This is a genomic window from Desulfobulbus alkaliphilus (assembly GCF_016918545.1).
Classification (GTDB): Bacteria; Desulfobacterota; Desulfobulbia; order Desulfobulbales; family Desulfobulbaceae; genus Desulfobulbus; species Desulfobulbus alkaliphilus.
The window spans coordinates 1-386 of record NZ_JAFFQC010000434.1; the positions used below are offsets into that span (position 1 = coordinate 1).

Sequence of the window (386 nt, forward strand, 5' to 3'; positions counted from 1 at the left end):
CGACCACCCTGACCGCCATCGGCTGGGCCGATCCGGACAAGACTGCCGCCGACATCCTCGCTTTCGAAACCAAGGTCGCCGACAAGCAGTGGACGACGGTCGAGCGTCGCCAGATCGACAAGCTGTACAACCCGGCCAAGGCCTCGGACCTGGCGACCCTGGCTCCCGGCTTCGACTGGGCCGGCTTCCTGGCAGGCGCCCAGGTGTCGGACGTCGACACCCTGGTGCTGATGGAAAACACCGCCATTCCCGCCATCGCCCAAGTGTTCGCCGACACCCCATTGAGACGCTGAAGGCCTGGCAGGCGTTCAACGTCGTCGATCAGGCCAGCCCCTATCTGTCCAAGGCCTTCGTCGATGCCCGCTTCGACTTCCGCGGCAAGACGC

1 pseudogene is annotated in these 386 nt (G+C 65.5%); it reads left to right on the plus strand.

From position 1 onward, the window contains the following. Window positions 1-293, plus strand: a pseudogene (locus tag JWG43_RS21210) (M13 family metallopeptidase N-terminal domain-containing protein); the annotation flags it as partial. Window positions 294-386 lie beyond the last annotated feature (93 nt).